Below are 23,588 nucleotides of genomic sequence, written 5' to 3' on the forward strand. Positions count from 1 at the left end.
TCAGTAGACGCCCTCGATGACGGCCTCGCCTTCGAAGATAGCGACGGGCGCCACCTCGCTGACGGAATCACCGATCTGGCCCTCGGGTCCGCGCATTCGGATCGCACTATCGCGTTCGAGGTTGTTGGGAATGAACATGCCCTTGCTGATGTGGTTCATCACCACCTGACCGCGCTCGCCGTACGGCACGCGCTCGCCCGTGTCGGGATCGATCACCCAGAAGACCACATAGGGCGTTCTGGGGTCGAACACCAACGCGTCACCCTCGACCCGAGTCTTGGCCTGGGACAAGATCATCGTGCTGCCGAACGCCATCGCGATCTCGGTCGTCGGGAAGATCTCCCGAAGCAGATCCAGGGTGTCCAGATCCACGTGGGCGCCGCTGAGCAGGATGTAGCGGATCTTCTGGTTGACCAGGTCCACCATGGCGTCATCGCGGGCGATGGCACCTAGTAGCGGCGGACTGATGTGCAGGTTGGCCACCTTCTGGGTCTGCAGGACGAATCTGGCTTGTTCCAGGACGTGCTCGACATACGCCGATACCTCGGCGGTGGCACCCCGCGCGGCGATCTTCTTGACCCACCGCGGATCCAGGTCCACCGGGTAGAACACCGACCTCAGCCGCTCGCTGACCGCACGGGAGAAGTGGCCGACCCCGTGCGGGCCGCTGGGCATAAGGAACAGCAGACCCTCTCCGGCTACGAACCCGCCGGCGGTGAAGTCCTCGATCTGCCATTGGGTGACCTGCTCGACCCAGTCGGGCAGCTGTGCCGTGCGTTTGGGTGCACCGGTGGTGCCGCCCGACTCGAAGATCTTGGGCACAGGCGCCGGCGAACCGTAGCCGCGCGGAATGAGGTCTTCGACGGGGGCGTGCCGTAGCTCGTTGACAAGGTTCGGGAACAGCCGGAGATCGTCGAAACCGTTGATGTCGGTCAACGGATCGAAGTCCAGGGTCCGCGCGGTACGCAGCCAGAACGGTGAGCCGGTGCCCTCACGGAAATGCCAGGCGATGGCGGCACGGAGATACGCCTCGGGATCGCCCACCGGCGTGGTTCGTGGCACATCCAACAGTGAGAAGTCGATCTCAGCCATGCCGCCATCCTGGCGTAGTGATCAGGATGGCGGACGTGATGAAAATGAACTCTTGGTGGTCCCGGCTGGGTTCGAACCAGCGACCCCTCGCGTGTGAGGCGAGTGCTCTTCCGCTGAGCTACGAGACCGCGCGTTGATCGGAGATGGCTGATCAATCGAGGTGAAAGGCTAGCACGAGGTACCGGAAAGACCGCAGCCCAGCAGCTTACGAGCCGTGCGCTCAAGGGATTTGTGATTAAACCTCTCGTTCGACTACTGTTTCACTTCGCACCGGGTGACGATCTCATCCGTTGCGCGCGGATGTAGCGCAGTTGGTAGCGCACAACCTTGCCAAGGTTGGGGTCGCGGGTTCGAATCCCGTCATCCGCTCGAAGGTGGACTGGCATCCCTTGCGGTGGAGTGGCCGAGTGGTGAGGCAACGGCCTGCAAAGCCGTGCACACGGGTTCGATTCCCGTCTCCACCTCCATTTAGACAGGCGCGATTAGCTCAGCGGGAGAGCGCTTCCCTGACACGGAAGAGGTCACTGGTTCAATCCCAGTATCGCGCACCAGCAGGATCACGGGTCAAAGGCAATTCTTAAGCCTCTGGCCAGGCATCATCGCCCCACGGATCGTCCGATCGATGTCGCGATCAGCGACCGCGGCTATGGCACCCCGAAGGCATTCAGTGCTGCAGTCGACTACTGCCATAGGCTTCGTTTACCGATAAGGGCAGCTCCTCCTGGCTGGCCGGACGCGGTCCAGCCGAAAGCAGTCTGCGGCGAGGCGCTTCTTAGTCGACCAGGAGGCCTCGGTCGGACAGCTCGGTGAGTGTGGAGTCTGGTAGTTGGAGCTGACGGGCGTGTGCGCGAGATATCGAGGCCGGGATCGCGTGCGTGAAGCTGAAGATGCTGTGCGGATCGTGGCGGTGCTTGATCTGAACCAATCTGGCATAACTGTCGCGGTATAGCCGGTGCGGCCGCGATTCGGTGTCTGTGTTGGTCCAGTTGAGATAAGCACCACTGGCGTGCGGCTGTACCAGATCGTAAAGGCCGCTGACCCATGAGATACAGGCATCGTCGTCGCGTAAGTCGCTCCAGTCCGATCGGATGAGCATCAGCTGCTGCATGTGGCCGTGGGAGAACGATTGGGTTCCCCGGTCAGCGGCGGCTGTAAGTTCTCCGCCACCGGGAAGACACCAAACAAACGAGTTACCTGGCGCTTTGGTATGCCAATCACGAAGTATTCCCATGAGGTTCCGGTCGAGTGGTTGGTCAAAGAACGGCGATGCGGTCGCGGCCCGTGTGTCGACGTCGAAGGACTCACCGCCAATCTTCTGTAGAAGAGCCGCCATGGCGGCAACGAATGTGGTTGGCGTTGTTTGCTTTTCGCTCGGCGACGGCACCGCCTTGAGTAGGGGATCTAACAAGTCTTCGAGTTGTTCAGAGGTGCCCGGAAAGATGCCGGCTACATCGATGCGATTGGCTGTCGTTGTCGGCCACATCACCAGCAGCGGCGTCAGGCGACTATCGGCGGCCGGAGCCCACTGCTGCCACGCCTCATAAACGTGCTCGAACTGACTCCACGGCCACGACAACCGATACCAGACTGCTGCAGATAGGGGCGTCGTCCGCAACGTGAAGGCGGTGATGATGCCGAAATTGCCTCCACCGGCACCAAGACAGGCCCAATACAAGTCCGGGTGACTATCCGGCGTCACATTGTGGATCTGTCCTTGCGCATCGACCAGATCGAAGCAGAGCACGTTGTGCGCCAGCGCCCCCAGCCAACGAGTCAGGCCGCCCAGTCCCCCGCCGGTGATCAACCCTCCCATACCAACCGAGTGACCAACCCCGCCCGGTACCACCCGGTCGATCTCACCTAGCACCTCATAGACATCGTGCAGATGCGCGCCGGCCCCCACTCTGGCCTGCGCACGATCAGCGCTGACGTCAACAGTATTCAGATCTCCGAGGTCAATGATGATCCCGTCGTCGACCCCTGAGAAGCCGTCTACTGAGTGCCCACCCGAGCGGATTCGAAACGGTACCCCCCGCTCTTGCGCATCCAGCAGAGCCACAGCCACCTCGTCAGCGTCGGCCGGAAACACGATCTCCAGAGGATTCGCGTGAAATCGCCGATTCCATCCGCCAGATAACGCCTGGAACTCACGGTCAGATCGAGTAACACGCCGTAGCACACGAGCTGCTCGCATCGGACCTCACCGGGGCTGAAACCATATGGATAACAACGAGTATGACAGGCCGTCAGCCCACACACGACAAAACCCAACAACTTCGTCTTGTGACGCGTCCCGTTCGGTCTGCCGCTCCCAACTACCGGTGGATCGGTCCGTCGGTGTCGCTCAGCGCGCGCCCGGAGCCTCCTGAAGTCTCGGCAATGATCTGTGCCGCAATGGATATGGCGGTCTCCTCGGGCGTCCGGGCGTTCAGGTCCAGGCCGAGCGGGCTGCGCAGCCGCCGCAGTTGGGCGTCGGTCACGCCTTGCTCTCGCAGCCGCGCCACCCGGTCCAGATGCGTCCGCCGCGAGCCCAGCGCACCAACAAACGCGAGCGGCACCACGGCGAGAGACGCCGCCAGCATCGGCACATCGAATTTCGGGTCATGAGTCAACACACACACGACGGTGCGCCCGTCGACACGCTCTGCTTCCGCCTCAGCGCGCAGGTACCGGTGCGGCCAATCGACCACCACCTCGTCTGCATGCGGGAACTGCGCCGGCGTCGCGAACACCTCACGGGCATCCACCACCGTCACCCGGTAACCGAGCTGACTTCCGGTGCGGCTCAACGCCCGCACGAATGCATTGGCCCCCGCCAGAATCATCCGGGGCGGCGCAGCGAACGCCTGTACGAACACCCGCGGCAGGGCGGATTGATCGGGCTCGCAGCGATCGGCCCCCGCCACCGCACTGCGCCCCGACCGCACCAGCGCGGCGATATCGCCATCGATCTGCGGCCACGGCCCCGGCTCGCCCGGCTGCAGCAGTGCCCAATCGGAGACACCCGACAGGGTGGTCACCAATGCCACCGGTTCCCCCGCCTCAACCAAGGCGCGCAGCTGGCGTAACAACGGCAGCCTCTTGGCGCCAACGTATTCGGTGACGATCTCGATCTCGCCCCCGCAGGTGAGTCCGGGTGCGATTCCGTCGTCGATGCCGAACCGCTCGCCCACACATACCCCGGTCTCCAGGACCTCGCGCGCGGTCTCGATGACCGCTGCCTCCACGCACCCGCCGGACAGTGACCCGATTACCCGCCCATCGGCCGTCACGACCATCGCCGCACCGGGCTCACGCGGGGCAGCACCACTGACCTCCACCACGCGTGCGAGCGCGACGGCGCCACCGCCCTCAAGCCGCCTCACCAGATCACCGAGTATGTCTTTCACGAAGGCTCCCCTCCCCCGGATTCGTTGACGGCCCACCACACGCGCGCCGCGTTCATCGGCAAGCGGTGCATCCGCACGCCGACGGCATCTCTGATGGCGTTGGCCAGCGCGGGTGCCACCGGGTTGTACGGGGACTCGCTCATGGACTTGGCACCGAACGGCCCGAGCGTGTCGTAGGTGTCCGCGAAATAGACCTCGGTATCGGGCAGGTCCACCAGCTGCGGAATGTGGTAGTTGCGCAGGGTCGCCGTGCTGACGACGCCGTCCTGCACCAGGATCTCTTCGTAGAGCGCTGAGCCGATGGCCTGTGCGACACCGCCTTCCACCTGCCCGCGGCACTGCTGCGGATTGATGACCACCCCGGCATCGACGGATTGCACCGATTGCAGGATGCGCACGGTGCCGGTATCCGGGTGCACACCGACCCGGAATGCCTGCACATTGAAGGCGACCGACCGCGGTGTGCCCTCGTGGCGCCCCATCGCCGACAGTGGCTGTGGTGCCAAGCGTGCGATATCGGCAAGCTCCAGCAGCTCCGTGCCGATCTGCACCCCGTGCGGGCCCAGCACGCACAGGGAATCCGGTGCCACCAGCTTGGCCGCGGCGAATCGGATGATCTTCTCCCGCAGCCGCTCTGCTGCCTGCTGCACGGCCAATCCGGCGACGGTGGTGCCGGCCGAGCCGAATGCCCCGGTGTCGTGCCCCACCTCGTCGGTGTCGGCCTGGTGGACGTCGATCTGGCCCGGCGTACAGCCCAACACGGCCGCCGCGAGCTGGGCGTGCACCGTGGTGGTGCCGTTGCCGAATTCGGCCGAACCCACAGCGATCCGGTAGCGGCCCCGCTCGTCCAGCTCGGCGCGCGCATCGGCCACGTGCCCACGCGGCGGAACGGTCGCGATCATCGCGATGGCCATGCCCTCGCCCATCTTCCAGCCAGCAGGTAGCGCCGAACCGTCACGTGCCGGGTCGGTCGCCCCCTGGGTCAACGCATTCTGGGCGAGGTCAAGGCACTGGTCCAGCCCGTAGCTGCCGAATTCGAGGTCGTCCTCTTCGACCTCCCAGCTGACAAAAAGATCACCCGGGACAATGACGTTGCGGCGGCGGAACTCGAACGGGTCGATACCGAGCTCGCGTGCCAGCTCGTCGAGGGCCGATTCGATACCGAACAGCACCTGCCCCAGCCCGTAGCCGCGGAACGCACCGGACGGGATGTTATTGGTGTATACCGCCTGTGCATCGACTCTCTTATTGGCACAACGGTATTGGGCCATCGACTCGTTGCATCCGTGAAACATGACACCGACACTGTGATTGCCGTAGGCCCCTGCATCGGAGAGCACGTCAACCGCGAGAGCGGTCAGAACCCCGTCAGGGTCGGCCGCCGCGGTGACATTCACCCGCATGGGATGCCGGCACGGTGCGATGGTGAATTGATCGGTGCGGCTGAACTCGTAGACGGCGGGTGCCCCGGTCGCGCGGACCGCCATCAGTACCAGGTCCTCGGTGAGCATCTCCTGTTTGGCGCCGAACCCGCCACCGACCCTCGGCGCGAACACCCGGACCTGTTCGCGCGCAAGGCCGAAGATATGGCAGAGCTCATCGCGCACCAAGAACGGGACCTGGCTGCTGGTGCGCAGGACATAGCGCCCGCGCTCGTCCTGCCAGCCCACCGAACCATGTGTCTCTAGGTGGACATGCTGCACGCGGGCGGTCTGCCAGCTGCCGCTGACCACCGCACCGGATTCCCCGGCCCGCGCCACGGCCTCAGCGACACTCCCGACCTCACCGTGCACCTCAGCGACGAGATTGCGTGCGGGATCGGCGATCCTGGCGCCGATCCCCTTGTCGCCATGTACAAGGTGCGTTCCCGACCGCTGCGCCAGTTCGGGGTCGAATACCGCTGGCAGCAACTCATATTCGACGTCGATAGAATCCAGTGCCCGCTGCGCATCAGTAGGCGAGTCGGCCACCACCGCCGCAACCCGTTGCCCCGTGAACCGCAGGATGCGATCGAAAACCAGGGTGTCATCGGGGTCGTCGGCACGCTCGTGATGTCGAGCGGTGGAGAACGGCACCCCTGGGTCATCGCGGTAGTACAGCACCGCACGCACCCCCGGCAGGGCGCGGGCCTTTTCAGTATCAATGCGGGTGATGCGGGCCGACGGGTGCGGGCTGCCCAGTACCGCAATATGTCCCACACCAGCGGGCAACTGGTCCATGGTGTACGGCTCGGTGCCGGTAACGACCCGTGCGGCGGCGGGAGCACTGACGGAGTCCTGCGGCGCAGCAGCACCGCGGATGGCCTCTCTGATGGGCCGGTAGCCGGTGCAGCGGCAGAGATTGCCCTTCAACGCGTCCCCCAGGTCGTCCAGCTGACCCTCGGTGAGAGTTGCCGCCGTCAACACCATTCCGGCAGTACAGAATCCGCATTGAAACCCGGCATGGCTGATGAAACAGCGCTGCATGGAATGCAGGTCGTGCTCGTCACCCATGCCGCGGACGGTGCGGATCTCGGCATCGGTGACGCGGTGGGCCGGCACAATGCACGAATGCTGGGAGGCTCCGTCCACCAGCACCGTGCACGCGCCGCAATCCCCGGCGTCACAACCCTTCTTGACCTCGGTGTGCCCGTGCTCACGCAGGAAGGTGCGCAGGCACTGCCCGGGCCGCGGGCTGGCGTCGATGATCTGGCCGTTGACTTTCACGGGCGTCCTCCCGTCAGCTCCTCCGCGACCTCCCGCGCCAGCTGCGCGGTCACCGCGCGGCGCCAGTCGGCAGTGCCGTGCGCATCGGTGTGGAACTCCTGGCCTGGAATGGCCGCCGTAGCCTGGAACACACGTTCTGGTTTGGCGGGGAGCCTCAGCACAATCGGCCTGCGTGTCCCGGCGGAGACCCCGAGCACGATGTCGTGTCCGTCGAGGCGACCGGTGACCAGGGCGCCGGAGCGGCCCAGCGCGGAGTAGGCGATCTTGCGCAGTGCGGTCGGCTGTACAAGCGCGGCGGCGGGAAAAAATATCGCGCGCAGCACATCACCGGAATCAAGCACTGTCTTGTTGATACCGGTCACGAATTCCGTTACGGTGCAACGCTCGTCGGATCCGTCGCGGCGCCAGATCAGCAGTTCGGCATCTAGAGCCGCGCACAGGGAGATCATCGCCCCCGCGGGCAGGCCCAGGCAGATATTGCCGCCGACCGTCGCGGCACGCCAGATCTTGAATGAGGCCAACAGCGCACGCGCACACTGCCCGAAAAGGTCGGTGGCACGCCAGTCAGGCGGATACGAAGCGTTAATGAGCCGTTCGATACTGCAGGTCGCAGCCACCTGCAAGCCGGCCGAATCGACCACGAGATCCGGCCACCGCATTCCGGCGAGGTCCACTAAGCGCCGCAACCCGGGCTGCGGCTGGCTCATCAGCCAGGTACCACCGGCCAGCAGGCCGTCCTGCTCCCCGAGGCCACGCAGGTCAGAACGGTCCTGGGGAACCATCACCGAGTCGATGGTGTGCAGATCCATCAGCGCACCCTGCTCATCAATCCATGATGCGCCGCCTGCACGGCGGCCGCGATCCGGTCGGTGTCGACCGTCGACATCTCCCCGTCACTGACGACCCGTCTGCCGCCCACCCACGAACATTTGACGGGCGGCACCTCACCCAGCACCAGAGCGGCCACCGGGTCCTCGATCCCGCTGTGCCCCAGCGTGCTCATGTTCCACAGCACCAGGTCCGCGCACTTACCAACCTCTATCGAGCCAATCTCACCGTCCCGGCCCAGCAGTCGTGCTCCCCCCAACGTCGCCAGCTCGAGTGCGGTGCGGGTGCTCAATGCCATGGGACCGCCGGTCGCACGGGCCAGCAGCAACGCCTGGTGCGCCTCCTCCAGCAGCCGCCCCGACTCATTGGAGGCCGCACCATCCACCCCCAGACCCACCGGCACCCCGGCCGCAACCAGCTCGCGGGTCCGCGCGATACCGGCGCCCAGGCGCCCGTTGGAGGTCGGGCAGTGCGCGATACCGGTGCCCGTCGACGCCAGCCGAGCGATGGCCGCATCATCGAAGTGAATACCGTGCGCGAACCACACGTCGGCTCCAAGCCAGCCCAGCTCTTCCATGTATTCGAGGGGGCTGCAACCAAAGTGCGCAGCACAGTAATCGGTTTCGTCCACGGTCTCGGCCAGGTGCGTGTGTAGCCGCACACCGTGCTCACGGGCCAGCAGCGCCGACTGGCGCAGCAGCTCCGCGGTCACCGAGAAGGGTGAGCACGGCGCCACACCGATGCGCAACATAGACCCGGGCGCGGGGTCATGCCAGCGTGCGATGGCCGCGACGGTGGCTTCCAGCGCGGTGTCAATCGACTCCACCAGGCTGTCGGGAGGCAGCCCGCCTGCCGACTGCCCGAGGTCCATCGAGCCCCGAGTCGGGTCGAACCGCAGCCCCACCTCCCGCGCCGCCTCGATCCCTGCCTCCAGCAGATCCCCTGCCCGCGAGGGGAATACGTAGTGGTGATCGGTAGTCGTGGTGCATCCCGACAGGGCCAGCCAGCTCAGCGCGCCCTGCGCCGCCACGTGCACGCTGTCGGCGTCGATACCCTCCCACACCGGGTACAGGGCGGTGAGCCACTCAAAGAGAGTGTGATCGGCAGCCAGCCCGCGGGTGATCCACTGGTACAGATGATGGTGGGTGTTGACCAGGCCCGGCGTGAGCAGGCAGCCACGGCCGTCCACACGTTCGACATCGGGCAGTGTCCGCCATGGGTTCTGTTCCCCGGCGAGTAGCACCGCAGCGATCCGGCTGCCGTCGATGACTACGGTCGCACTGTCGATCTCCCGGCGCTCAAGATCGACGGTCGCCGCGAATACGTTCTCGATCAATGTGATTGGGCTCATTGCAGGGCCTCGCCGCCGCACCTAGTGCTGCGGCGGTGACATGCGGTGTGCACTATGGTGCGATGCACCCGATTGCCGCTGCCGTCTACCGCGGGCACATCTTCCACATCACGGGCTCCCCTGACGTGGCGGATGCGGTCGCGCATCTGCAGTCGGTCCCCGATGGCGCGCTGGCGGTCGGGGCCGACGGAGTGATCGCGTACTGCGGCCCCTATACGCAACTGCCCCAGACATATACCGGGTGGCCCGTACGCGACCACCGCTCCGGTTTCCTGCTGCCCGGTTTCGTGGACACGCATATGCACTTCCCGCAGACGTATTGCACCGATTCGTATGGCGGCGGCCAGCTGCTGGAATGGCTCGAACACTGCATCTTCCCGGCCGAGGTGCGATTGGCCGACCCCGCACTGGCGCAGCGCGCGGCCGCCGCGTTCTGTCGACGCCGCATCGCCGCCGGCACCACCGCAGCGATGGTGATGGGTTCGGCGTTCCCGGAGGCCCAGGACGCGTTGTTCGCGGCCACCCGCGCCGCGGGCCTGCGGATGGTCAGCGGGCGCGGCGTGCAGACTGTGGGCCCGGACAGTGCCGCACCGCTGCTCACCTCGACAGAAAGCGCAATCGAACTGTGCGCCAGAGAAATCGAGAGCTGGCACGGCCACTGGCTCACCGATGTCGCGTTGGTGCCGAGGTTCTCGCTGTCGGTGAACACCGACACCCTTGCGGCACTCGGTGAGCTCTACGACGGGGTGCGCGCCGACGGCGTCTACTTCCATTCCCACCTCAACGAGAACGCCCGCCCGGGTACCGGAGAGGTCGATGCCACCCTGGCCGCCTACGGCGTCAGGAACTATCTGGATACCTATGACGGTCATTTCCTGCCCGGCTCCCGCCGGGGCGGCTCAACCTTGTTGGGGCGCAGGAGCATCCTGGCACACGCCGTCCACTGCCAGGACAAGGAGCTGGCCCGGATGGCCGAGACGGGCAGCTCCATCGCGCACTGCCCCACCTCCCAGTTGTTCCTGGGCTCCGGCACCATGCCGTGGCGCCGGACCATCGCCAGCGGGGTCAACGTCGCGCTCGGCTCCGATGTGGGTGGCGGTGACGAATGGTTGTTGGCCCGCGTGCTGAACGACTGCTTCAAGGTCCACATGTCCGAACCAGACCCGGCCGCGGTATCGCTGCACCCGGCCGAGCTGCTGTTCACCGCCACCCTCGCCGGGGCTCGGGCACTGGACCGGGAGGGCACGTTCGGCAACCTGGACGCAGGCAAGGACGCCGACTTCCTGGTGATCGACCCGGCGCGGTGGGAGCCCTTGGCCGACAACCTCTCCCATGCCATCCGGTCCGATGATGAACACTTGGCCACCGAGCAGACACTGTTCGGCCTGCTGATGGGGCTGCGCGAACCGGCCATCAGTTCCGTGCTGGTACGTGGACGGGATATCACCGGGTACCTCGACGGCAACCGCTAGCCCAGCCAGGCCAGGTGGGGGGTCCAGGCCGGCCCGGCATCGGGAGCATCGTCACGGGCGACGGTGGCCTGGATCAGTCCGTACGGGCGGTCATCGGCATGGAATACCTCATTGGGATTGTCCAACCCGAACGGTGACAGGTCGTAGAGGAAGTGGTGCTTGTTGGGCGCCGAGAGCCGGATCTCGGCGATCGTCGGGTAGGCCTGCAGGATCGCCTTGCCGATCTCGTACAGCGTCTGCTGCAGTGCCAGCGAGTGCACGGTGGCGAACCGTTCCAGAATGATCGCCTTTACCCCGAGATAGGTCTGATCCCAGTCGATCTCAGTCCCGACGAAACGCCACTTGGCGACCAGTGAGGTGGCCATCACCCGGTCGGTGGTCGGCTGCAGCACCGTGTACTTGTCCTTCAGGAAATCGCGGAACTCCGATCCCGTCGACTTCAGCACGATGAGGTCCTTCAGGCCGCCGATCACCCAGGTCCTCTGCTGCGCTCCCACACCGTCGACGGTGATCTCCGCGGTGCGCACCTCCTGGCCCTTGCGGACCCAGCTGTGGTCGTGCTCGCGCCCGTCGATAACGACCCTCTCCCAGGCATATTCGTCGATCTCGATGCGCGCACCGGTTACCGGCTCGTACTCGTCCACGAAGTGGTAGGCCAGGTCCAGGCCGTACTGTTCGATGGTGGTGATGCCCTTCTCCTTGGCATACGCGTAGATGGTCTGCTTCTGGCTGTCGGTCGGCAGCACCTTGCGCTGGTCGCCATCGGTGTAGGCAGCGGCAAAATCCCCGCGCAGTGCGCTGCCGACGTTCAGATCCTTGATCTCGTGGCGGGGGGTGTCGCGGTAGATCCGGACCACCCGGTTCTCGGCCTTGCCGTACTGGTTGCCTCCGAGGACGATTCCCATTGATGCTTCCTTTCTCAGCTGCCGCGGTAGGTCGAGTAGGCGTAGGGACTTAGCAGCAGCGGTACGTGCAGGTGACCCTGCCCGTCTGCCTCGAAACTGATGACCACCTCTGGGTAGAACGCGTCGATCTCGTGGTCGCTGAACCACGTTCCGGTGTCGAAGACCAGCCGGTAGCGCCCGGCGGGCAGGATCGCCTCGGCAAGATCGCTGATCCTGCCGTCTGAATCGGTTGCACCGCTGGCCAGTTGCGCATCCACGGCGTCCAGCAGCGTCACCTGCACACCCCGGGCCGGGCGCCCGGACACCGCGTCCAGCACGTGGGTACTCAATCCGGTCATGAATCGCCTTCCGTCTCGAAATCGTCGCCATGCTGACCGGCAGGACCCAGCATCCGTTCCAAGCGGCTGCGGTTGATCTTGCCCAGCTCCATTCTCATGACGCGGCGCTCGTTCTGCGGATCGTTCTTGAGCCGTTCCTCCAGGATCGCCAGTAGCTCCCCGGCGGGCCGGCCATTGGCGAACACCAGGTACACATAGCCGAAGCGCTTCTCGTATTCGGCATTACCCTCCTTGAGCCGGGCCAGCACCGCGGCATCTGCGCCGGCCACACCGGACTGTTCACGGCGGGATGCCGCACTATCGGACCGCTCCCCGATCCTCGGATGCCCGTCGAGCGCCTCGTCCAGGTCGGTCTCGGTGAGCTCGGCGAGTATCAGGTCTGCCCGGCTGTACAGCGCCTGCTCATCTCGGAAGGGCCGCCCCGCAGCCACCCGGATAGCCCATATCCGCGACGTGCAGCATTCGTAAAGCCAATGGATCGCCTGGTTATCGCTGAGCTCGTTGAAGCTCTCGATTCCCCGCCAGTCAACGCGTCGCATGGAAATCCTCGTAACGCCCGAAACGGGCCGCCGTGATGGGGTTGGCGTCGGCCACCAGGTCGTCGAAACGGTAGTTCGCGATCTTCGCGATCTCGATAAGGGCAAAGGACCGTTCACTGGTCGCGGAATTCTCCATGCGGCTCCAGCCGTTGCGCAGCAGCCGCTCGTAGCGTTCGGTCTCGCGCGCACAGACCACCAGCGGAAAGCCGAAATGCTCGCGGTAGGCGGTGGCCAGGCTCACCACGTTGTTCAGCTCGCCCTCGTCAAGGGTCTGCAGGATGGTGTGGTCCACGGCCGCCATCTCTCCAGCTTCGTCCTCGGCGCCCAGATCGGGGAACGATCTGATGAGTTCGAGCTGCTCCTCGTCGCTGCCGGTCAGCATCGCCTCCTGGAAGGCACTGCGCAGATCGTGTGCGTCGGCGAACGGCCGCTGCCGGTAAGCGCGGTCGGCGACCCAGTGCACGTCCTGGACCAGCCCGCCGAAGGTCTCGCGGAACTCCTCGAGCGTCATCTCATTGACCTGCGTAAGCCGGATCGAGCCTCCTCCGGCCACCGCCACACCGCGGCTGCCGGTGTGGAAGAACAGCAGGTTCAGGACGATCGCGGTGATGGCCCCCATCGTGATGCCGGTGCTGAAGGGGATCTGCAGCAGCCCCGGTACGGCCTGGTCGATCCCCGGGAGCGCCGGGACCGCGATACCGCGTCCGTGGTCCAGAACGGTCGACGGACCCGAGGACTGGGAGAACTGCACGTACATCCCCATGGCCAGGGATGTGCTGGCGATGATCAGATTGCGATGGTCGTTGAAGTCGACCTTGCCCAGTGTCTGGATGCCCACCACGGCCACCGTCGCGAACAACGTCATCGCGGCCCCACCCAGTACCGGCGCCGGGATGGCCTCCACCACCTTGGCGGTCTTGGGCAGCACGCCCAGCACCATCATGATCAATCCGGCGGCCGCCACCACCCAGCGGCTCTTGACCCCGGTGAGACGCACCAGCCCGACATTCTCCGAGAACGCTGTATACGGGAAGGAGTTGAAGGTGCCGCCGATCATGGTGGCGATGCCGTCGGCCCGCACCGTGGCGGCGATATCCGCCCCGCGCACCCGCTTCCCGACGATCTCGGCGGTGGCGAAGACCGCGCCGGTGGATTCGACGGCGGTCACCATCAGCACCACGATCAGGGACACCACGGCGATGACATCGAAGCGCGGGGCCCCGAACGCGAACGGCGAGGTGAACCCGATCCAGCCCGCCTCGCCGACGCGGGCAAAATCGGTGTCCCCGGCCAGCCAGGCGATGGCGGTACCGGTGACCAGCCCGAGCAGGACGGCGATGGTGCCCCAGAAACCTCGGAAGAATCTCTGCATCAACACGATCAGCACGATGGTGCCCACCGCGTACATGAGCCAGCGCCCGTTGCCGGGATCGTGCGCGGACACCGAGCTGTGCGGGTTGCGGACGGCGTCGCCAATACCCACCGGCAGCAGCGATACCCCGATGATGGTGATCACCGAACCCGTCACGATCGGCGGGAAAAAACGGATCAGGCGAGCGAAGAATGGCGCGATGAGAAAGGTGAACGCACCCGCGGCAATGACCGCGCCGTAGACGGTCAGCAGCCCCACCCTGCCACCGCCGTGGTCGTTGGCAATCTTGATCACCGGGGCGAGGGTGGCGAAGGTGACCCCCTGCAGCAGCGGCAGCCGCACACCGATCTTCCAGAAGCCCACCGACTGCAGGATCGAGGCGATACCGCAGGTGAACAGGTCGGCGGTAATCAACATGGTCAGCGCCTCGGCGTCCAGGTCGATGGCGCGCGCAATGAGCAGCGGCACCAGTACCGCACCGGCGTAGAACGCGATCACATGTTGCACGCCCAGCGTGACGAGCTTGCCCGCGGAGGGCACCTCGTCGACGGGATGGACTCTCCTCATCGCGGAACCTCCCTGGTCTCAGTGCACCCGTGCATATCCGCCGGCCGCCGAAGCGACGCTAGATCGGGCGTGTTGCGGCCAGGTTGCCGAGTGTCTATATTTTGCTCGACGGGTCAACCTGGCTGCGTTTCGGCGATCACATCCAATTGCCCTGCGGCAGCGACGATTACCGATTCCAAACGGTCGTGGTGAGTGGCCGCGACAGCCAACAGGGCCCCGACATCGCGCCTTGCCACCGCTGTGATCATCGCCTCATGATCGGCATGCAGTTGCAGTTGCGCCGACTCGGACACCGTCCGCATTACCTGGAATGGCTCGGTCAAGTTCCACGTGGCCTCGAACATGTGCAACAGGCGGTGCATACCGCAGGGAGTCACCAATGCACGATGAAAATGCCGGGAATGCAGATGAAATGCACGCGCATCACCCTCGACGGTTGCCCGCTGTAGCAGCTCATGTTCGGCCAGGGCACGGTCCAGATCTTCGGTGGTCGCCAGCGCTACCGCCTGGGTGAGCGCGGCACGCTCCAGAACACCTCGGGTGAAATAGATCTCACGCAGCTCCGGCAGAGTGAGTTGAGCTACGCGGTAGCCCCCGTTGGCCCGGTGGCCGACAAGCCCTTCGGCGACAAGGGTCTTGAGCGCTTCCCGTACCGGTATGGGGCTGATCTGGTAAGTGTCAGCCACTTCGCTGATGGGGATCATCGAACCCGGCGGAGCCGCACCGTCGAGGATCGCGCGCCGCAACCCGTCGAGCACACTCAGCTGGTCGTGCCCGGACCTGTTGGTGCGCAGCTCGTTGATCAGCCTGCGGTACCGGAATGTGCGTGGCATTCACCCTCCATAACCGTCTGCCGAAACCCCGATCCTGTCAGTGGTCGTGCCCCGCCGCCATCGATGGAGACACATAGTTAACGCGAACGTTTCATGGCAGCGCGTTGCGCGGACAACACGATGCCCAGCACCCCACGCCGACGTACCCTGTCGGCCATGCGGATACGCGTGATCAACCCCAACACCACCGAGGCCATGACGAAGGCCATCGGGACGGTGGCGGAATCGGCGGCCTGGCCGGGAACCAGCGTGACGGCCGTCAATCCGGGGATGGGACCGGTATCCATCGAGAGCCACTACGACGAGGCATTGAGCGTGCCCGGTGTGCTGGCCGAGATCCGCCGCGCGGAATCCGAAGGCACCGACGGGTATGTGCTCGCCTGCTTCGGCGACCCCGGCCTCGACGCCGCCAGAGAGCTGGCCACCGGCCCAGTGCTCGGTATCGCCGAGGCCGCTATGCACATGGCAAGCCATCTCGGCAGAGGGTTCAGCGTGGTGACCACGCTGGCACGGACGGCCGGGCGCGCCTGGGACTTAGCCGAACGGTATGGGATGTCGCGTTTCTGCCGCGGGGTGCACGCCTGCGAGATCGCGGTACTGGACCTGGAGCAAAACCCCAGCACGAAGGACATCCTGATCGAGCACTGCCGCCGCGCCGCGCAGCAGGACGGCAGCGATGTCATCGTGCTCGGCTGCGCGGGAATGGCAGGTCTGTGCCAAGACATTTCGGCCGAGATCGGACTGCCGGTGATCGATGGTGTGGCCGCCGCGGTGAACCTGGTGCAGTCATTGGTATCGATGGGCCTGAGTAAATCGGGGCGGGGCGAGTTCGCCACACCGCCGATCAAACCCTATGCCGGGCTGCTGGATTCGTTCGGATCGGTACCTGCGGGGTAAACCCGACGCCAATGCTCGGCGATGTCGATGCGCTTGGCAATCCACACCCGCTCGTGGGATTGCACATGATCCAGGAACCGTTCGAGAGCGACCGTCCGGGCCGGACGGCCTACCAGCCGGCAGTGCAGGCCCACTGACAGCATCTTCGGGCTGCCCGCCTCGCCCTCGGCGTACAGGCAGTCGAATGCATCACGAAGGTGGGTGAAAAACTGTTCCCCACTGGGGAATCCGGCCGGCGAGGCGAACCGCATGTCGTTGGTGTCCAGGGCGTATGGCACCACCAAATGGTCGACCACATTCCCACTGACAGGCACCCTGACCCAGTACGGCAGGTCGTCGGCGTAGGAGTCGGAGTCGTAGGCGAATCCCCCATGCTCCGCCACCAGCTGTCGGGTCTGCGGGGAATCACGGCCGGTGTACCAGCCCACGGGAGCCACACCCGTGAGGCCGCGCAGGATCTCAACGGCCTGCGCCATATGCGCACGCTCGACATCCGGGGAGACCAGCTGGTAGGACTGCCATCGCAGCCCATGGCAAGCGATCTCGTGCCCGAGCTCACCGAAGGCCGCTACCGCCTCCGGGTTGCGCTGCAATGCCCGCGCCACTGCGAAGACGGTCAGCGGCAGTCCGCGGCGCTCGAATACCCGCAACACGCGCCACAACCCGGCACGCGAACCGTACTCGTACAGAGACTCCATGCTCATGTGCCGGTTGGGGAACGGCTCTGCCGGGACGATCTCCGACAGAAATGTCTCCGAGGCGGCCGACCCGTCGAGGATGTTGTTCTCTGCGCCCTCTTCGTAATTAAGCACGAACTGCACCGCGATCCGCGAGTCGTCGGGCCAGCGGGGATGCGGCGGCGTGCGCCCGTAGCCCACCATGTCGCGGGGTGCCGCCGGTTCAGCCTCGTTCTGAGCCATCGTGACGCGATCATAAGCCGCAGCACCGTCTTCGCCGCAGACGCACGCCGAAAATATTGTCTTCGCGCAACACGACGGCAACACCGGCCGCTTAGCTTCGTTTATCACCGGCGTCATTACTCCTTGCCGCTATTCCTGGAGGTTCTCGTGACCGGTGTACTCGCGGCCGATGCCATCGCACCTGCTGTCACCGGGCACAGCGCCGCCGGCGACAGTGTGATCAAGCCCGGGTACGACCCCGCACTGACCAATGGCGACTTGGCCCCGTTACGCAAGCAGGACTGGACCAGCTACAACTTCTTCGCGTTCTGGATGTCCGATGTGCACAGCGTGGGCGGTTACGTCTTCGCGGGAAGCCTTTTTGCGCTGGGTATTTCGGCATGGCAGGTGCTGTCGGCACTGACGATCGGCATTGTGGCGGTGTACTGGCTGTGCAATCTGGTGTCACGACCTTCCCAGCAGGCCGGCGTGCCGTACCCGGTGACCGCACGGATTGCCTTCGGTGTGCGGGGTGCCAATCTTCCCGCTCTGATCCGGGGCCTCATCGCCGTCGCCTGGTACGGCATCCAAACCTATTTGGCTTCAACGGCATTCGTACTCTTGGCGGTGAAGTTCCAGCCCGCCCTGGGACGCTATGGCGATGCCGACGAGTACGGCTTTCTCGGTCTATCGTTACTCGGCTGGGGTGGCTTCCTGCTGATGTGGGTGCTGCAGGCCGCCGTCTTCTGGAACGGCATGGAGGCGATTCGTAAGTTCATCGACTTCTGTGGGCCCGCGGTGTACGCGGTGATGGTGGCACTTGCGCTCTATCTCGTCGTCGCGGCCGGCTGGCAGAACGTGCATTTCGGCCTGGCGTCGGGTCCGCCGAAAACCGGGTTCGCCGCCGTGGCGACAGTGCTGAGTGCGATAGCACTGGTGGTCTCCTACTTCTCGGGGCCCATGCTCAACTTCGGCGATTTCTCGCGGTATGGGCGCAGCTTCGAGGAGGTCAAGCGCGGCAACTTCCTGGGATTGCCGGTGAACTTCCTGTTCTTCGCGGTGTTGGCGGTGTGCACGGTGTCGGCAGGGGCAACGGTCATCGGCCGCGGCGAGGACGGCGCCATCATCACCGACCCGGTGCTGATCGTGGACAAGATCGACAACACCACTGCGGCCGTACTGGGTGTTCTCACCTTCGCGATCGCCACCATCGGGATCAACATCGTGGCGAATTTCGTCTCGCCCGCTTTCGATTTCTCCAACCTGTCCCCGACCCGGATCAGCTGGCGAGCCGGCGGGATGATCGCGGCGGTCGGCTCGATCCTCATCACGCCCTGGAATCTCTACAACAACCCGGACACGATCCACTACACACTCGACACGCTCGGCGCGGTAATCGGCCCTCTCTTCGGAGTCCTCATCGCCGACTTCTATCTCGTGCGTAACCGCACCATCGAGGTCGACGACCTATTCACCCTCTCTCCGTCGGGCGCGTACTACTACCGCGGCGGCATCAACCCGGTCGCGGTGGCCGCGACCGTCGCCGGGGCGCTTACCGCCATCGCGACAGTGGTTTGGGGCAGCGCCTACCTGGCGAGCTTCACCTGGTTCATCGGCGCCGGGATTGGGTTCGGGGTCTACCTGCTCGGCATGCGGCACCTACCGGCGAACCTGATCTACGGCCGATAGTCCCGGTCGACGCCGTCACAGAGGTCATCGCACGGCACCGCAATGACATCGGTGCGGCCCGCCAGGTATGGCCCGGCTCCCCGGTCACCGTCGAGCGCCGCCAGCACGGGCTCGAAATGTTCATAGCCGATATACACCGGATGCCCGGGTCGGCCCGCGAACGTGGCGCGGGCCAATACCGAGCGCCGCCGTCCGGCGGCCTGCAACACCATCCGCACTGCCTCTGGCCCCACGGTCGGCAGGTCCACCAAGTGGACGAGAACTCCCGCCACATCCGTTCTCGGCTGCAGCCGGCCCAACACCGAACGCACCGATTCCGATATGCCGTCCTGCCAGCGGAGGACGTCGATTCCCCTTGCTGGAAAGGGTATCTCGGTGTGCGCCGCACCCTGCGTCACGTAGATCTCGCCGCAGCCACCGCCGTCAAGTGCCGTCACCGCCAGCTCCAGCCAGCGCCCCTGTTCGGCGAGGATCTTAGGTGTTCCGTAGCGGCTCCCGGCACCTGCCGCCAGCACCACGCCGACGACGATATCGGTCGCGAGGTCGGGTTCTGCGGCAGCCATGGTCCCTATCGAACCCCATGACCACGCCCGGCGTAATACGGGCTGAATCCTGCGTTCACATGCGATAAACAGACCGTCGTTACGGTCTCGCACATGTCAGCCGCGATCGAGATACCCGCCAGCGAGATGGTGCGCTTGGCGAACAAACCACCCTGGTACCGGTCGTTGTTCTTCCAGCTCCTCGTCGCGATCGTCGCGGGCGTCGTGATCGGCTGGCAATGGCCGGAGTTCGGGGCCGACCTACGCCCGCTGGCCGATGGCTTCATCAAGCTGATCAAAATGTTGATCGCCCCGATCATCTTCTGCACGGTGGTGCTCGGCATCGCCCACGTCGGAGATCTCAAGTCCGTCGGCCGGATCGGTATCAAGGCCCTCGTCTACTTCGAGGCGGTCACCACCTTCGCGCTGCTGTTCGGCCTGCTCGTGGGGAACCTGACCAAGCCGGGGGCGGGTTTCCACATTGATGCGGGCACCATGGCGTCCGGGGCCGATGCCATTGCGAAGAAGACCAACAACGGGGAGCTACCACACACCGTCGAGTTCCTACTCGGCATCATCCCGTCCTCCATCGTCTCGGCCTTCGCCGAGAACGCACTGCTGCAGGTGCTGTTCTTCGCAGTGCTGTTCGGGCTGGCGCTGGCCAAGTTCGGGGAATCGGGCCCCCCGGTGGTACTGGAGTTCATCGACCATCTCAGCCACCTCTTCTTCACCATCATCGGATGGATCATGCGGCTGGCACCGCTGGGCGCCTTCGGGGCGATGGCCTACATCGTGGGCCAGTATGGGATCGGCGCACTGAGCAGCTACGGCAAGCTCATCGCGGCCTGCTACCTGGCCGCGCTGCTGTTCATCGGCGTCCTGGCGGCGGTCGCCAGGATTTTCGCGGGGGTGAACCTCTGGAAGTTCATCCTCTACATCAAGGACGAGTTGTTCCTGGCTCTCGGCACCGCATCCACCGAAGTGGTGCTGCCGCGCATCATGACCAAGCTGAATCACGCCGGGTGCTCCAAGACGACGACGGGACTGGTAATCCCCACCGGGTATTCGTTCAACCTCGATGGGGCCACCCTGTACCTGTCCATCTGTGTGCTGTTCCTCGCACAGGCGCTGGGAGTCAACCTCAGTATCGGCGAACAGATCACCGCCGTGCTGGTGCTGATGCTGACCTCCAAAGGCATGGCGGGCGTGCCGGGTTCGTCGTTCCTGGCGCTCTCGGCGACCGTGGCGGCGATAGGTCACGGCGCCATCCCGGTGGCCGCGGTGGCCTTGCTGCTGGGGGCCGACCGGATCATGGACTCGATGCGGGTCTCGGTGAACCTGCTGGGCAATTGCGTGGCGACGCTGGTGGTGGCCAATTGGGAAGGCCAGCTCGACAAGGAGCGCATGCGCAAGGTCCTCGCCGGTGACGAGGTGGTCGCCGAGCCCCAAGAGGACCCTGCTGCCCCGCACCACTAAGCACTGCCGTCACAAGTCTGCAAGCATGGGACTCGTGTCATCGGCATCCCCATCGCGCCCATCCGATGCCGGTGGTCCCGGCTGGCTCGCGCCGATCGCCGCGCTCCTGGCGGCCGCCGATGCGGATCTGGCGTCCCGCTATCCGGATGTCCGCAGCGAACCACAGCCCATCCACACCGTCTATGCCAGTGCGGCACTGGCCGATAGCCGAACGCCCGCCCAGTGGGGAGCCTCCGCGCTGGAACTCGCCGAGCTTCACGCGGAAACACTCGCGGAACTGGACCCGCAGGGCGTCCTCCCCCGCGTCAGAGAACGGCTGGGCACCGCTCCCGTACAAGACCTGCGGCTGGATTTCGAGGACGGCTACGGCTGGCGCGAGGACAGCACCGAAGACGCCGACGCCCGTAAGGCGGGCCGGACCTTGCGGGCGCTGTCGGCGGGGGCGAACCCGCCCCGGGCGTTGGGAATCCGGATCAAGGGGCTCACCTCGCTGCACCTGCGGCGAAGCGTGCGCACCCTGGAGCTGGTCCTGGACGGTGCATCGGGGGTGCCGCCGGGATTCGTGACGACGGTTCCCAAATTCCGGGCGCTGGCTCAGGCCGAGGCCGCCCTGCGGCTGTTCGACGAGCTGGAGCGAGTGCATGGACTGCCCTGCGGCTCAGTGCGTTTCGAGCTGCAGATCGAAAGCCCACAGGCAGTGTTGGGTGCCGATGGTGCAGCGACCCTGGCCAAGGCCATCCACATGGCGCAAGGGCGCCTGGTGGCGCTGCATTACGGAACCTACGACTACAGCGCGGCTTGCGGGATCGCGGCCGAACACCAATCGCTGGAACATCCGGTGGCCGACCACGCCAAGGCCGTCATGCTGGCGGCCGCCGCACAGACCGGCGTATGGGTCTGTGACGGCTCAACCCAGGTGATGCCCGAGGGTTCCGAAGAACAGCAGGCCGCCGCAATCGCCAGGCACCACCGGCTGGTCACCCGCGCCCTCGAGCGCGGTTACTGGCAAGGCTGGGACATGCATCCGGGGCATTTGATCACGCGCTGGCTGGCCACGTACGGATTCCACCAGCGGGCTCTGGCAGTGGCCGGGCCGCGCATCGACGCCTACCTCCGGCGGCAAGGGGGCGCCGTAGTCGACGAGCCCGCGACGGCGCAGGCACTGGCAGCCGGAATACTGCGTGGTCTGGACTGCGGCGCCTACTCCGAGGATGAAGTGACGGCGGTGGTCCCGGGATGCGACCGGGCGGTACTGGACCAACTCGTGCAGCGCACCTCGACAGACAGCGTCACAGGAGGAACCGACCAGCGATGACCGGCAACACATCTGCAGGGCTGCCCGATTTCACGATGCTGCCCGACTTGGCGCTGCGACCCCTGGGCGGCGCGGTGATCTGGGCCAACGACGACCTGTTCGCCGAGAAGGAGAACCTGATCAAGCCCGGGCCTGCCGACTATCGGCCCGCGACATTCGGGCACAAGGGGCAGGTGTACGACGGATGGGAGACGCGGCGCCGGCGCGACCCGGACGGTGCCCCCGGCCATGACTCCGCGATCGTGAGGCTGGGCGTGCCCGGTGTGATCGCGGGTGTCGTCGTCGATACCGCATGGTTCAAGGGCAACTACCCTCCGGAAATCTCGGTCGACGCGGCGGAGATCGACGGATACCCGGCTGCGGCCGATATCGCCCGCGACACCACCTGGCACAGCGTCGTCGAGCGCACGAAGGCCTACGGCGACACCCGCAACGTGTTCGATGTCCAATCGCCGCAGCGGTGGACACACGTACGGCTGACGATGTACCCCGACGGCGGTGTCGCACGATTGCGTGTACACGGCCACGGCCGTCCCGACCTGCGCTTGCTCGATGCCGGGCCGTTCGACCTGGCCGCTATCGAGAACGGTGGCCTGGTCACCGACTGCTCCAACAGGTTCTACAGCTCACCGCAGAACCTGCTGTTTCCCGGCGTCGCCCGGGTGATGGGCGACGGATGGGAGACCGCCCGCCGCCGCGATGGCGCCAACGACTGGGTGCAGGTGCGGCTCGCCGGTGAGGGGGTGCTCCACCTGGCCGAGATCGATACCTCGTATTTCGTGGGTAACAGCCCCGGTGCGGCGGGGCTGCAGGGCCTGACCGCCCAGGGCAACTGGGTTCCGCTCTTGCCACATACCCCGCTGCAACCCGACACCCGGCACCGTTTCCTGTTGGGGGGCGGCGAACCCGTCACCGACGTGCGCCTGGACATCTACCCGGACGGCGGATTGTCACGCTTGCGCCTCTTCGGCGCACTGACCGCAGCAGGGCGAGCCTCGGCCGAAAACCGTTGAACAAGCAGATATCCATTGACCTGACGGACACCCGAACCACCGGTCAACTGCACGAACTCTTGAAAGAGACCTTCGGGTTTCCCGATTTCTATGGCCGCAATTTCGCTGCCCTGATCGACTGCTGGTCAAGCCTGCGATATCCCGACGACGGGATGAGCGCCTTTACCCTCGACTCACCCGCCGATTGCCTACACCTGCATGTCACCAATCTGGCTTCCCGCCCGGAGGACGTGATTCGCCTGCTGATCTCCGCGGTGGAGTTCGTCAACCAGCGCGCACTGTGGAACGCCCAGAAACCGGTCATCGATCTGGTTCTCAGCGAGTCTCGCCAGCGGCCTCGTCTCTGACGGTCAATAGACTCCTTGA

The 23,588-nt window shown here is 65.3% G+C and carries 20 protein-coding genes and 4 tRNA genes; 10 read left to right on the forward strand and 14 right to left on the reverse strand.

Annotated features, from left to right (window positions below; all coding sequences use genetic code 11):
• Together AB0H22_RS15105 and AB0H22_RS15110 are read right to left on the reverse strand one after the other, a co-directional pair.
• The gene (locus tag AB0H22_RS15105; protein ID WP_358147127.1) at positions 1-1,092 is read right to left on the reverse strand and encodes a phenazine antibiotic biosynthesis protein; all 1,092 of its coding nucleotides are present in this window, start codon (positions 1,090-1,092) and stop codon (positions 1-3) included.
• Positions 1,093-1,145: 53 nt separating this feature from the next.
• Positions 1,146-1,220: transfer RNA gene (locus AB0H22_RS15110), tRNA-Val, on the reverse strand.
• A 168-nt stretch (positions 1,221-1,388) separates the two neighbouring features.
• Here AB0H22_RS15110 and AB0H22_RS15115 point away from each other — a divergent pair.
• From AB0H22_RS15115 to AB0H22_RS15125, 3 genes are all read left to right on the forward strand, one after another.
• Positions 1,389-1,461 (forward strand) — tRNA-Gly (locus AB0H22_RS15115).
• A 24-nt stretch (positions 1,462-1,485) separates the two neighbouring features.
• Positions 1,486-1,559: transfer RNA gene (locus AB0H22_RS15120), tRNA-Cys, on the forward strand.
• Between the two features lie 9 nt (positions 1,560-1,568).
• Positions 1,569-1,643, forward strand: a tRNA-Val gene (locus tag AB0H22_RS15125).
• A 221-nt stretch (positions 1,644-1,864) separates the two neighbouring features.
• Here AB0H22_RS15125 and AB0H22_RS15130 read toward each other — a convergent pair.
• From AB0H22_RS15130 to AB0H22_RS15150, 5 genes are all read right to left on the reverse strand, one after another.
• Positions 1,865-3,181 carry an FAD-binding oxidoreductase gene (locus tag AB0H22_RS15130; protein ID WP_358147128.1) on the reverse strand — a complete coding sequence of 439 codons (1,317 nt, stop codon included), beginning with the start codon at positions 3,179-3,181 and terminating at the stop codon, positions 1,865-1,867.
• A 226-nt stretch (positions 3,182-3,407) separates the two neighbouring features.
• On the reverse strand, positions 3,408-4,481 hold the full coding sequence (locus AB0H22_RS15135; protein ID WP_358147129.1) for an XdhC family protein: 1,074 nt from the start codon (positions 4,479-4,481) through the stop codon (positions 3,408-3,410).
• Complete coding sequence (locus tag AB0H22_RS15140; protein ID WP_358147130.1) at positions 4,478-7,186, reverse strand: molybdopterin cofactor-binding domain-containing protein; 2,709 nt, start codon at positions 7,184-7,186, stop codon at positions 4,478-4,480. The genes AB0H22_RS15135 and AB0H22_RS15140 overlap by 4 nt, the downstream gene beginning before the upstream one ends.
• A complete protein-coding gene (locus tag AB0H22_RS15145) occupies positions 7,183-7,995 on the reverse strand; it encodes an FAD binding domain-containing protein (RefSeq protein ID WP_358147131.1) in 813 nt (270 codons plus the stop codon). The genes AB0H22_RS15140 and AB0H22_RS15145 overlap by 4 nt, the downstream gene beginning before the upstream one ends.
• Positions 7,995-9,365, reverse strand: coding sequence for an 8-oxoguanine deaminase (locus tag AB0H22_RS15150; RefSeq protein ID WP_358147132.1), 1,371 nt, complete (start codon positions 9,363-9,365; stop codon positions 7,995-7,997). The genes AB0H22_RS15145 and AB0H22_RS15150 overlap by 1 nt, the downstream gene beginning before the upstream one ends.
• A gap of 62 nt (positions 9,366-9,427) precedes the next feature.
• Here AB0H22_RS15150 and AB0H22_RS15155 point away from each other — a divergent pair, with 62 nt between their 5' ends.
• Positions 9,428-10,837: an amidohydrolase family protein gene (locus tag AB0H22_RS15155; RefSeq protein ID WP_358147133.1), complete on the forward strand. Its 1,410-nt coding sequence runs from the start codon at positions 9,428-9,430 to the stop codon at positions 10,835-10,837.
• Here the strand turns inward: AB0H22_RS15155 and pucL are convergent.
• The 5 genes from pucL to AB0H22_RS15180 all read right to left on the reverse strand — a co-directional run bounded on the left by pucL (position 10,834) and on the right by AB0H22_RS15180 (position 15,391).
• On the reverse strand, positions 10,834-11,742 hold the full coding sequence (gene pucL / locus AB0H22_RS15160; protein ID WP_358147134.1) for a factor-independent urate hydroxylase: 909 nt from the start codon (positions 11,740-11,742) through the stop codon (positions 10,834-10,836). The genes AB0H22_RS15155 and pucL overlap by 4 nt on opposite strands.
• A 14-nt stretch (positions 11,743-11,756) precedes the next feature.
• The gene (uraH, locus tag AB0H22_RS15165; protein WP_180747823.1) at positions 11,757-12,080 is read right to left on the reverse strand and encodes a hydroxyisourate hydrolase; all 324 of its coding nucleotides are present in this window, start codon (positions 12,078-12,080) and stop codon (positions 11,757-11,759) included.
• Positions 12,077-12,619, reverse strand: coding sequence for a 2-oxo-4-hydroxy-4-carboxy-5-ureidoimidazoline decarboxylase (uraD, locus tag AB0H22_RS15170; RefSeq protein WP_358147135.1), 543 nt, complete (start codon positions 12,617-12,619; stop codon positions 12,077-12,079). Before uraD ends, uraH begins: the two co-directional genes overlap by 4 nt.
• Positions 12,606-14,558 carry a solute carrier family 23 protein gene (locus AB0H22_RS15175; RefSeq protein WP_358147136.1) on the reverse strand — a complete coding sequence of 651 codons (1,953 nt, stop codon included), beginning with the start codon at positions 14,556-14,558 and terminating at the stop codon, positions 12,606-12,608. The genes uraD and AB0H22_RS15175 overlap by 14 nt, the downstream gene beginning before the upstream one ends.
• A gap of 113 nt (positions 14,559-14,671) precedes the next feature.
• Positions 14,672-15,391: a GntR family transcriptional regulator gene (locus tag AB0H22_RS15180; protein WP_180747826.1), complete on the reverse strand. Its 720-nt coding sequence runs from the start codon at positions 15,389-15,391 to the stop codon at positions 14,672-14,674.
• Positions 15,392-15,547: 156 nt separating this feature from the next.
• On the opposite strand from AB0H22_RS15180, the gene AB0H22_RS15185 reads away from it, so the two are divergent.
• A complete protein-coding gene (locus AB0H22_RS15185) occupies positions 15,548-16,288 on the forward strand; it encodes an aspartate/glutamate racemase family protein (protein WP_358147137.1) in 741 nt (246 codons plus the stop codon).
• Here the strand turns inward: AB0H22_RS15185 and puuE are convergent.
• Complete coding sequence (gene puuE, locus AB0H22_RS15190; RefSeq protein ID WP_180749603.1) at positions 16,243-17,169, reverse strand: allantoinase PuuE; 927 nt, start codon at positions 17,167-17,169, stop codon at positions 16,243-16,245. The genes AB0H22_RS15185 and puuE overlap by 46 nt on opposite strands.
• Positions 17,170-17,355: 186 nt before the next feature.
• On the opposite strand from puuE, the gene AB0H22_RS15195 reads away from it, so the two are divergent.
• The gene (locus tag AB0H22_RS15195; protein WP_358147138.1) at positions 17,356-18,876 is read left to right on the forward strand and encodes an NCS1 family nucleobase:cation symporter-1; all 1,521 of its coding nucleotides are present in this window, start codon (positions 17,356-17,358) and stop codon (positions 18,874-18,876) included.
• Here the strand turns inward: AB0H22_RS15195 and AB0H22_RS15200 are convergent.
• On the reverse strand, positions 18,864-19,439 hold the full coding sequence (locus AB0H22_RS15200) for an NTP transferase domain-containing protein (RefSeq protein ID WP_180747829.1): 576 nt from the start codon (positions 19,437-19,439) through the stop codon (positions 18,864-18,866). The genes AB0H22_RS15195 and AB0H22_RS15200 overlap by 13 nt on opposite strands.
• A 93-nt stretch (positions 19,440-19,532) precedes the next feature.
• Between AB0H22_RS15200 and dctA the strand changes: the two genes are divergently transcribed.
• Genes dctA through AB0H22_RS15220 form a run of 4 tightly spaced genes read left to right on the forward strand, consistent with a single transcriptional unit; the run spans position 19,533 to position 23,569 of the window.
• Positions 19,533-20,894: a C4-dicarboxylate transporter DctA gene (gene dctA, locus AB0H22_RS15205; RefSeq protein ID WP_358147139.1), complete on the forward strand. Its 1,362-nt coding sequence runs from the start codon at positions 19,533-19,535 to the stop codon at positions 20,892-20,894.
• A 25-nt stretch (positions 20,895-20,919) separates the two neighbouring features.
• Positions 20,920-22,209 carry an aldolase/citrate lyase family protein gene (locus tag AB0H22_RS15210; protein WP_358147140.1) on the forward strand — a complete coding sequence of 430 codons (1,290 nt, stop codon included), beginning with the start codon at positions 20,920-20,922 and terminating at the stop codon, positions 22,207-22,209.
• Positions 22,206-23,222, forward strand: a complete 1,017-nt coding sequence (gene alc, locus AB0H22_RS15215) for an allantoicase (protein ID WP_180747832.1) — start codon at positions 22,206-22,208, stop codon at positions 23,220-23,222. Before AB0H22_RS15210 ends, alc begins: the two co-directional genes overlap by 4 nt.
• Positions 23,219-23,569 (forward strand): barstar family protein, encoded by a 351-nt coding sequence (locus tag AB0H22_RS15220; protein WP_358147141.1) that lies wholly within the window; start codon positions 23,219-23,221, stop codon positions 23,567-23,569. Before alc ends, AB0H22_RS15220 begins: the two co-directional genes overlap by 4 nt.
• Positions 23,570-23,588: the final 19 nt, after the last annotated feature.

The sequence above is a fragment of the Mycobacterium sp. NPDC050853 genome (assembly GCF_040653875.1).
In the GTDB taxonomy this organism is placed as follows: Bacteria; Actinomycetota; Actinomycetes; order Mycobacteriales; family Mycobacteriaceae; genus Mycobacterium.

Coding starts and splice junctions, on each gene's coding strand:
- AB0H22_RS15180 (WP_180747826.1), bottom strand. CDS start 15,391: ATGCCACGCACATTCCGGTACCGCAGGCTGATCAACGAGCTGCGCACC.
- AB0H22_RS15105 (WP_358147127.1), bottom strand. CDS start 1,092: ATGGCTGAGATCGACTTCTCACTGTTGGATGTGCCACGAACCACGCCG.
- AB0H22_RS15210 (WP_358147140.1), top strand. CDS start 20,920: ATGGGACTCGTGTCATCGGCATCCCCATCGCGCCCATCCGATGCCGGT.
- puuE (WP_180749603.1), bottom strand. CDS start 17,169: ATGGTGGGCTACGGGCGCACGCCGCCGCATCCCCGCTGGCCCGACGAC.
- AB0H22_RS15150 (WP_358147132.1), bottom strand. CDS start 9,365: ATGAGCCCAATCACATTGATCGAGAACGTATTCGCGGCGACCGTCGAT.
- AB0H22_RS15185 (WP_358147137.1), top strand. CDS start 15,548: ATGCGGATACGCGTGATCAACCCCAACACCACCGAGGCCATGACGAAG.
- dctA (WP_358147139.1), top strand. CDS start 19,533: ATGTCAGCCGCGATCGAGATACCCGCCAGCGAGATGGTGCGCTTGGCG.
- alc (WP_180747832.1), top strand. CDS start 22,206: ATGACCGGCAACACATCTGCAGGGCTGCCCGATTTCACGATGCTGCCC.
- uraH (WP_180747823.1), bottom strand. CDS start 12,080: ATGACCGGATTGAGTACCCACGTGCTGGACGCGGTGTCCGGGCGCCCG.
- AB0H22_RS15145 (WP_358147131.1), bottom strand. CDS start 7,995: ATGGATCTGCACACCATCGACTCGGTGATGGTTCCCCAGGACCGTTCT.
- uraD (WP_358147135.1), bottom strand. CDS start 12,619: ATGCGACGCGTTGACTGGCGGGGAATCGAGAGCTTCAACGAGCTCAGC.
- AB0H22_RS15155 (WP_358147133.1), top strand. CDS start 9,428: ATGCACCCGATTGCCGCTGCCGTCTACCGCGGGCACATCTTCCACATC.
- pucL (WP_358147134.1), bottom strand. CDS start 11,742: ATGGGAATCGTCCTCGGAGGCAACCAGTACGGCAAGGCCGAGAACCGG.
- AB0H22_RS15200 (WP_180747829.1), bottom strand. CDS start 19,439: ATGGCTGCCGCAGAACCCGACCTCGCGACCGATATCGTCGTCGGCGTG.
- AB0H22_RS15175 (WP_358147136.1), bottom strand. CDS start 14,558: ATGAGGAGAGTCCATCCCGTCGACGAGGTGCCCTCCGCGGGCAAGCTC.